This is a genomic window from Petrotoga sp. HWHPT.55.6.3, assembly GCF_002895495.1.
GTDB classification, from domain to species: Bacteria; Thermotogota; Thermotogae; order Petrotogales; family Petrotogaceae; genus Petrotoga; species Petrotoga mobilis.
Window position 1 is genome coordinate 37,777 of the sequence record NZ_AZRJ01000005.1, and the last position, 9,163, is coordinate 46,939.

Sequence of the window (9,163 nt, forward strand, 5' to 3'; positions counted from 1 at the left end):
TAGTGGAGAAAAAAGTGAGAAAGTGGTGGTGTAGCTATGGGCTTGGGAGATGAAAAATATTCTGCTCAGGATCCAATTATAAAATACGTACAAGAAGAATCTGCTGAATATGGATCATCAGAAGGAAGCAAGGTTTTTCTGAACCTTGGTTGGGAATACGTCAAACCTGATGAAGCCTTGAGGCTAAAAGGTGGAGAAAAAGGCTTAATATTCAAAGATGTATTTATAAAGCAACTTCAAAGACTCAATCCTGGGTTTATGGACCATCTTTCAGCAGAAAAAATATTAAAAGATCTAGAAAGGATTCCTCCCAATATTCAAGGTAATTTGATAATCTGGGAATTTTTAAAAGGACTTAAAACTATATTTGTACCCAATGAAAAAAGAGAAAGAAACGTAACTTTTTTAGATACCTCTGAAATAGATAGAAACATATTCCAAGTTACCGATGAATTTACATTTACAAATGGGAGCGAAACAATAAGGGCAGATATTGTATTTCTTATCAATGGTGTTCCGTTTATCCTTGTAGAAACGAAAGCACCTCATAGAATTGATCCGCTTAATGAAGCATATAAGCAAGTAAAAAGGTATCATCAGCAAGCGCCAGAACTTTTGGCTATTTTACAAATCTTTGGTTTAATAGATGTGATTCGCTTTTATTACGGTGCAACTTGGAACCTTTCAGGAGGATCACTCTTCGAATGGAAGGATGAATTAGATCAAGGTTATGAAACGTTAATTAAAACTTTTTTTGATAGAAAAAGGGTAATAAAGATACTTACAGATTTTATTCTTTTTACAAAGCAAGATGAAGAGCTTAAAAAAGTTGTTTTAAGGCCTCATCAAATGAAAGCCGTTGATAAGATAATTGAAAGGGCTAAAGATCCTTCAAAGCAACGTGGGTTAATTTGGCACACTCAAGGTTCTGGTAAAACTTACACTATGATTGTAACGGCGAAAAAAATAATAGAAGATCCCTTTTTTGAAAATCCGACAGTAATTATGCTTGTTGATAGAAACGAACTTGAATCACAGTTGTTCAGCAATCTGAAATCTGTTGGCATTGAAAATGTAGAGGTTGTAGAAAGTAAAAAACATTTAAGGCATCTTCTTAGAACCGATAAAAGAGGTTTAATTGTTAGTATGATTCATAAGTTTGATAATATTTCTGCTGATTTAAATCTACGGAAAAATATTTTTGTTTTAGTAGATGAAGCTCATAGAAGCACGGGTGGGAAGCTTGGTACCTTTTTAGAAGGGGCTTTACCAAATGCAACTTATATAGGCTTTACTGGTACTCCCATCGATAAGACAAATTATGGAAAAGGTACGTTTGTTACATTTGGTAAAGATGATCCACCTAAAGGTTACCTTGATAAATACAGTATATCAGAATCGATTAAAGATGGTACCACCGTTCCCTTGTATTATACGTTTGCGCCAAATAAAATGATGATTGAAAAAGATGTTCTTGAGAAAGAATTTTTGACACTTGCAGAGACTCAAGGTGTTAACGATGTAGAAGAGCTTAACAAGGTTTTAGAAAAAGCCGTAAAACTTAAAAATATGCTAAAAAACAATGATAGAGTTCAGTTGATATCAAAATTCGTGGCAAAGCATTTTAAAGAGTACATCGAACCAATGGGTTTCAAAGCATTTCTTGTCGCTGTTGATAGAGAAGCATGTGCATTGTACAAGGAAGAATTAGATAAACATCTACCTCCTGAATACTCTAAAGTTGTATATAGTCAGAGTCAAAACGATCTCCCGCAAATGACGAAATATTATTTATCTGAAATGGAAGAGAAAAAAGTTAGAGAGAACTTTAAAAAGCCTGGGGAGCTACCAAAAATTTTAATCGTAACCGAAAAATTATTGACTGGGTTTGATGCGCCGATTCTTTATTGTATGTATTTAGATAAACCGATGAGAGATCACGTTCTTTTACAGGCTATAGCCAGAATCAATAGACCGTACAAGAAGGATGAAAAAGATAAAAAGAACGGACTTGTTGTCGATTTTGTAGGTATTTTTAATAATTTAGAAAAGGCACTTGCTTTTGATTCTGAGGATATAGAAGGGGTAATCGAAGATATTGAACTTTTAAAGGAAGATTTTGCTCAACAAATGGAAATCGGCAAAGAGAAATATCTTTCTATCGTTGCCAAAAAAGATAGAGATAAATCTGTAGATGCTGTCTTAGAGTATTTTAGGGATGAAGAAAAACGTAATGAGTTTTTTGTGTATTATAAGAAGCTGTCTGGTTTGTATGAAATATTATCTCCCGACAAATTTTTAAAGAAATATCTACAAGATTATGATACCCTTTCAAGGATGTATAAGATTTTGAAAAATGCATATGAAAAAGGTGTACCTGTAGATGAGGAATTCAGGGAGAAAACAAAGAAATTAATTCAAAAGTACACAAAAAATAGTAAAATTAAAGATACATTGGAAGTTTTTGTGATAGACGAGTATACTTTAAAAAAGATTGAAGAAAGTAATGCCTCAGACGTTGAAAAGGTTTTTAATTTATACAAGAGTATTGAAAAGACTGTTGAAGAAGAAAGCGTAGAATACCCAATTCTCATTACAATAGGAGAAAAAGCGGAGAATTTACTTTCCTTGTACAAAAACAGACAGAAGAGTACAGAAGAAACTTTAAATGGCTTAAAGAACTTGGTACAAGAAACAAACGACAAGAAGAAGGCTCAAAAAGAAAGTGGAAAATCAGCAGCATTCTTTACACTCAAAGAATTATTGAAAGGTGAATCTATCGATGATGCCGAGAATATTGCTGAAGAGTTCGAGAAAGAAAAGGAAACTTATCCTCTTTGGGACAAGGACGAAGATCAAAAAAGAGAAATGAGACGAGGATTTTACAAGTTATTAGGGCCGAAAGGGCTCAAAGGCGAAAAAATAAAACAGTTATTCGAAAAATATCTCTACATTCTAAAAGGTAGGGATGTAAATGATTGACCCAGTTGATTTTAAAGCCGAAGTTTGGAATTTAGCTAGAGATATTAGGGTCCAGCCAAAAGAAATTCATATTCGTGAAATGAGTAAAAAATGGGGAAGTTGCTCTTCAAGAGGTAGGTTAACCTTTGATAAAAAACTTTTAAATGAGCCAAAAAGTTTTAGATTTGAGGTAATTATTCATGAATTATTACACTTGAGATACCCAAAACATGGGAAAATGTTCGATGCTTTAGTGCAAGAATATCTCAATAGAAACATTGAAAAAAACTAAAAAGGGGTGGAAGTTTTGTTGGAAATATCCGAGAAAAAGAAGTTAGCTCAAGATGTATACAGTGTTTGGGTTGAAGCGCCAAAGATAGCAGCACATGCACAACCTGGTCAGTTCGTTATAGTTATATCAGAGGAAGATGGAGAGAGAATTCCTCTAACTATAGTTGATAAAACTGAGGATAAGATAAGACTCATATTTCAAGTTGTTGGTAAAAGTACGAAGAAAATGGCAACTTTTGAAAATGGAGATTCCTTTGCCCATGTTGTTGGACCTTTGGGTAATCCTTCGGAAATCGATTATTATGGGACGGTATTATTGATTGGTGGAGGCATTGGTGTTGCCCCGATTTTACCTATTTTAAAGGCGTTGAAAGAAAAAGGCAACAGGGTAATATCGATTATGGGAGCAAGAACCGCTGATCTTTTAATTTTAGAAGATGAGTTTTCACAACTTTCTGATAAGTTGATAGTAACAACAGATGATGGATCAAAAGGTATGAAAGGTTTGGTTACCGATGGTATGAAAAAAATAGTTTCAGATGGAGAAAAAATAGATAAGGCTTGGGCTATTGGACCAGTTATAATGATGAAGTTTGCCACAAAGACTGCTCAAGAACTCGGTTTTCCAATAATAGTGTCTTTAAACCCAATTATGGTAGATGGAACAGGGATGTGTGGTGGTTGTAGGGTAACAGTTGGAGATAGCGTTAAATTTGCCTGTGTAGATGGCCCTGAGTTTGAAGGTGAGCTCGTTGAATGGGATGAATTGTTAAAGAGACTGGGGCAGTACAAAGTTGAGGAGAAGGAGTCTTTAGAAGAAAAAAAGAAAAAACGTCCAAAAAAGATTTTGAGGAATAAAGTTCCTGTGAAAAAACAACCTCCCGAAGAGAGAAAGCACAACTTTCAAGAGGTTGCATATGGTTATTGCTTGGAAGAGGCTATGATGGAAGCCGATAGATGCTTACAATGTCCTGATAGCGCATATAATTGTATAAACGGATGTCCCGTTGGTGTAGATATACGAGGTTTTATAAGAGAGTTGAGAGAAGGTAATCTTGCCAAATCTGCAGAAATACTGAAGAGTTACAACAATTTACCGTCTATTTGTGGAAGAGTTTGTCCGCAGGAGAATCAGTGTGAAGGTGCATGTACCCTAGGTAAATCAGGTGCTTTTGAACCAGTTGCCATAGGTAGATTAGAAAGGTTTGTGGCGGATTGGGAAAGAGTTCAAAGAAAAAATGAAAAGAATAATATCCAAGTGTCTAAAGACAATGTCAAAGGAAAGGTTGCCGTTGTAGGTGCAGGACCTTCAGGACTGACGGTGGCAGCAGATTTGGCAAAGATGGGATATTACGTAAAAATTTTTGAAGCCTTGCACAAACCCGGAGGGGTCTTGACCTACGGTATCCCTGAGTTCAGACTTCCAAAAGAGATAGTATTTGAAGAAGTCGAGTATGTTAAATCATTGGGAGTGGAAATTGAGACAGATGTTGTTGTGGGAAAGACAATTACAATAGATGAAATGAGAGAAGAGTTCGACGCTATATTTATAGGTACAGGTGCTGGGACTCCCAGATTCTTGAATATCCCAGGGGAAAATTTGAACGGGGTTTACTCTTCAAGTGAATTCTTAACAAGGGTTAATTTGATGAAAGCATATGAGTTTCCTTTGGTTGATACTCCGGTTAAGGTAGGCAAACATGTTGTAGTTGTTGGAGCAGGCAACGTCGCGATGGATGCTTCAAGATCGGCGTTAAGGCTTGGTGCCGAAACCGTAACAGTGGTGTACAGAAGATCGGAGGAAGAAATGCCAGCAAGAAAAGAAGAATATGAAAACGCCGTTGAAGAGGGAATCAATTTTATGTGGCTGACTAATCCAATAGAGTGTAAAGGAAACGAAAAAGGAGAATTGACAAGTGTTGTCTGTCAAAAGATGAAATTGGGAGAACCTGATTCTTCTGGTAGAAGAAGACCTATCCCTATTGAAAATAGTTACGTTGAAATACCCGCAGATCTTTTTATCGTTGCTATAGGTCAAGAGTCAAACAAGGTATTACTCAATGCATTTCCTGAATTGAAACTGAATAAATGGGGTTATATAGAGGCAGATCCCGTTACCGGGGTTACTTCTGTTGAAGGAGTTTGGGCAGGAGGAGACATAGTTACAGGTGCAGCAACCGTTATCGAGGCAATGGGTGCAGGTAAAAGAGCTGCTAAGGCAATAGATGAATATATTTCTTCTAAGGTAGGAAAATTTTGATGGATTTTGAGAAAGAAAGTAGAATGATGGTTGAGTATCAGCTAAAAAGAAGAGGTATAAGCGATGAAAAGGTTCTAAATGCTTTTTTGAAGGTTAAAAGACATTTGTTTGTACCAAAAGATCTTGAGAGGTATGCATATGATGATTGCCCTTTGCCTATTGGCGAAGGGCAAACTATTTCTCAGCCTTATATAATCGGCTTAATGCTTCAATTATTAGAGTTAAGAGAAAACGACGTAGTTTTAGAGATAGGAACGGGATCTGGTTATCAAACTGCTTTACTTGCAGAGATAGTGCGTCTTGTTTATACGATAGAACGAAATGAAACGTTAGCCCAAAGAGCAAAGAATAAATTTGAGGAATTAGGTTATAAAAATATTGTTTTAGAGGTTGGAGATGGAACAAAAGGGTGGACAAAAGAAGAGATTGAGTTTGACGGAATCATAGTTTCAGCGGCAGCTCCAAAGGTTCCTGAACCTTTGTTTTCTCAACTTAAAATTGGTGGTAGAATGGTAATTCCAATTGGTTCTAGAACCTTTCAACGTTTACATAAAATAACTAAGTTAGAGGATGGAAATATGAAGGTTGAATACTCTGATGGATGCATGTTTGTTCCTTTAATAGGTGAATATGGTTGGTGAGAGTGTTTAGTTAAAATATAAAATATCCCGCAAAAAGCGGGATATTTTAATTATTAATATGGAAAAGTTATCTCAGGAACTTCAAATGATCCAATTTGGGAAGGATCTGATGGTATTATTAATTTGTCTTCTTTTATCAATTTTTTTAGATATTCGATTTCTACAAAGTATCTAATGGGCACCATGCTTCTTGTGTATTTCATTGGCGTTATACTTACTCCGTCTTCTTTCATACCTAATCTAAAAACACCAGATTCAAAGGTTCTTACGGACATGGCGGATTGAATGCCTTCAAAAGCAGCTGTGTCCACCCTTTTCATCGCACTTGTTAATACGTAACCCGGAGCCATGTAATCTTGATCTACATCCACGCCTATTGCAAAATAATTCTTTTCTAATTCATAGTATTTATCGATGATTTGCTCTAAGGGGGCATTTGGAGGGAGATTGTATAGATTACTTCCTCTTTCTTTAGCAGCATCTATTACTCCGTTGCCTGTTGGACCTGCTGCATGAAAAACAATGTCCGCACCATTTTCCATCTGTGTTAGAGCTAAATTCTTTCCTAAAGCAGGGTCATTGAAGGTATTTGCATAGCCTGATAGGACTTGTACATCTTCGTTATGTAATTCATTGTAGACTTTAACCCCTGCTGCGTAGCCAGCTTCGAATTTGGTGACAGCAGGAACTGGGACTCCACCTATAAATCCTACTTTTCCTGTTCTGGTCATCATTGCAGCCAAATAACCTGCTGGAAAGCTTGACTCATGCTCGTTGAAAACATAACAAACAACGTTTGAAGGGACTACTTGTCCAGGGGATGGTTCGATATCTATGCCCACAAAATAAACATCAGGAAATTGGGGAGCTACATTGAATAAAACATCTGTCATCATAAAGCCCACGGCGATTACTACATCTGAATCTCTTGCAGCGTTTGATAGATTAGGTAAATAATCTGTTTGTTCTGATGATTGAATTACAGCAATTTCTACCCCTAATTCGTCCCTTGCTCTTAAAACACCTTGCCACGTTCCGTCGTTGAAAGATTTGTCTCCTAGTCCTCCTACGTCGGTAACCATGGTTACTTTGAAAGCGAAAACAGAGGAAAATAAAAATAAAACAACAAAGAAAACACTTAGGTACTTTTTCATAAAAATCGCCTCCTATGTGGTTTATAATATTATAGCATATTTATAATTTAAAGTTTTACGAAGAGTAATTTTATTATTCGATGATATAATATAAAATACAGATCATGAAGGGGTGGGGAGCGGGGAGAAGGGGCGCTAACAAATGCTTTAAAGTTCTTAAAGATAGTGAAAATATAATAAGCAAAGTAGTGAGGAGATGCTTATGAAGAAGGTTCTACTGATATTTTGTATATTACTTCTTCTTTTTTCCCTTTCTCTATCCTTTAATTCTCCAAGCTTTATTTGGAGTTACGTCACGAGCTACCAAACAGATGAACTAATGTATTGGAAAGTTAACTATATCCAAAAATTAATAGACCTGATTGAAGATTATTTGCCATTTTTAGAAAGATCAGGCATAACTCTTCCTATCACTTCGGATATTGAAGTTCATTTTATTGATGTTGGCCAAGGTGATTCAGTTTATATAAAATTACCGAATAATGTTGATATTTTAATTGACGGTGGTAATAATTGGTATGGTGACGATGTAGTTACTTACCTCAAATCCCAAGATGTTGATGATATAGAGTATTTGATAGCTACTCATCCTGATGCAGACCATATAGGTGGGTTAGATGATGTTTTAAAAGCCTTTGAAGTTGAAAATGTCTATGCCCCGGATGTTTCCCACACCACGAAAACCTATAATGATTTTGTTTTAGAAGTGAGAAACGAAGGGACCTACATTAAAACAGCTAAGGCTGGGATTACTTTAATTAATCCTGCTTTAGCGGCTGTGATAGGTTGCCCTTCATTCAGCAATGTGTATTTTGTTGGACCGGTGAAAAATTATGGAACAGATCTTAATTCTTGGAGTGCTGTTATGAAGTTAGATTTTGGAAATTCTTCTTATCTTTTCACTGGAGATGCCGATAGAATTTCTGAAAAAGATATGATAGATAATAGTATGTTTTTAAAGGCAGATGTCCTTAAGGTTGGACATCATGGGTCCGATTCTTCGACCTCGCAAGAGTTTTTAAAGGAAGTTAATCCAAAATATGCGGTTATATCTGTGGGTAAAAATAATAATTACGGTCATCCAGCACAGGAAGTATTAGAAAGATTGGAAATGTGTAAGGTAGATCTTTTTCGTACAGATTTGCAGGGACATATTATAGCTATTAGTGATGGGAATAAAATAAATTTTAACGTTGAACCAATTAACATTGTTAATCTTATGGAAGATGCCCAAGAATCAACACCACAAAAAACTTCTATATTGATTACGCATTTAGATGTTTCTGATGAAAAGGTTACTATCTGCAACAATACTGATATAGACGTTGATTTAACAGGATGGGTTTTGGTTAGCGAAGTTGGGAACCAAAAGTTTAATCTTCCAGATGGATATATACTTAAAGCTGGAAAATGTGTGAATATTTTGTCAGGCCGTAACGCAATAGATGAACCTCCAACTAATTTAAAATGGACGGGCGCTTATATATGGAATAACGATAGCGATATTGCAGCCCTCTACGACGCAGAAGGGGTACTAATAAGCAGGGTTGAATTCTAACGTTTTGTCAACTACAATAATAAAAATTAATTAGAAATTGTGATTTTATGTTAAAAAAAATGCTTGAAAAAAGAGATCAGTTGTGTTATAATTCTTATGCTTAAATGAAGTTTCTATATTTACGGGGTCGTGGCGCAGCTGGGAGCGCGCTACCATGGCACGGTAGAGGTCGTGGGTTCAAGTCCCATCGACTCCACCAATATGAGGGAAATATTCCCTCATTTTTTATATATTAAATCTTTTATCATGGGTGGGCTGCGGGGCGAAGGGGCTTATACACATCTGACGCTGCCGACGA

General features: G+C 36.1%; 6 protein-coding genes and 1 tRNA gene. 6 read left to right on the forward strand and 1 reads right to left on the reverse strand.

Features of this window, described 5'->3' with window-relative positions; genetic code table 11:
- Positions 1–36: 36 nt before the first annotated feature.
- From X926_RS01665 to X926_RS01680, 4 genes are read left to right on the forward strand one after another with little or no spacing between them, the layout of a single operon-like run.
- Entirely contained in the window at positions 37–2,982 is a 2,946-nt protein-coding gene (locus X926_RS01665) for a type I restriction endonuclease subunit R (RefSeq protein WP_103064734.1), read from the forward strand.
- Positions 2,975–3,253 carry a M48 family metallopeptidase gene (locus X926_RS01670; protein ID WP_012209683.1) on the forward strand — a complete coding sequence of 93 codons (279 nt, stop codon included), beginning with the start codon at positions 2,975–2,977 and terminating at the stop codon, positions 3,251–3,253. The genes X926_RS01665 and X926_RS01670 overlap by 8 nt, the downstream gene beginning before the upstream one ends.
- Before the next feature lie 15 nt (positions 3,254–3,268).
- Positions 3,269–5,512, forward strand: a complete 2,244-nt coding sequence (locus tag X926_RS01675) for a bifunctional dihydroorotate dehydrogenase B NAD binding subunit/NADPH-dependent glutamate synthase (RefSeq protein ID WP_103064735.1) — start codon at positions 3,269–3,271, stop codon at positions 5,510–5,512.
- A complete protein-coding gene (locus X926_RS01680; protein WP_012209685.1) occupies positions 5,512–6,153 on the forward strand; it encodes a protein-L-isoaspartate(D-aspartate) O-methyltransferase in 642 nt (213 codons plus the stop codon). The genes X926_RS01675 and X926_RS01680 overlap by 1 nt, the downstream gene beginning before the upstream one ends.
- A gap of 53 nt (positions 6,154–6,206) precedes the next feature.
- Here the strand turns inward: X926_RS01680 and X926_RS01685 are convergent, their stop codons facing one another.
- Entirely contained in the window at positions 6,207–7,307 is a 1,101-nt protein-coding gene (locus X926_RS01685) for a BMP family protein (RefSeq protein WP_103064736.1), read from the reverse strand.
- Between the two features lie 202 nt (positions 7,308–7,509).
- Between X926_RS01685 and X926_RS01690 the strand changes: the two genes are divergently transcribed.
- Together X926_RS01690 and X926_RS01695 are read left to right on the forward strand one after the other, a co-directional pair.
- The gene (locus tag X926_RS01690) at positions 7,510–8,865 is read left to right on the forward strand and encodes an MBL fold metallo-hydrolase (protein ID WP_158245172.1); all 1,356 of its coding nucleotides are present in this window, start codon (positions 7,510–7,512) and stop codon (positions 8,863–8,865) included.
- A gap of 123 nt (positions 8,866–8,988) precedes the next feature.
- Positions 8,989–9,064 (forward strand) — tRNA-Ala (locus tag X926_RS01695).
- Positions 9,065–9,163 lie beyond the last annotated feature (99 nt).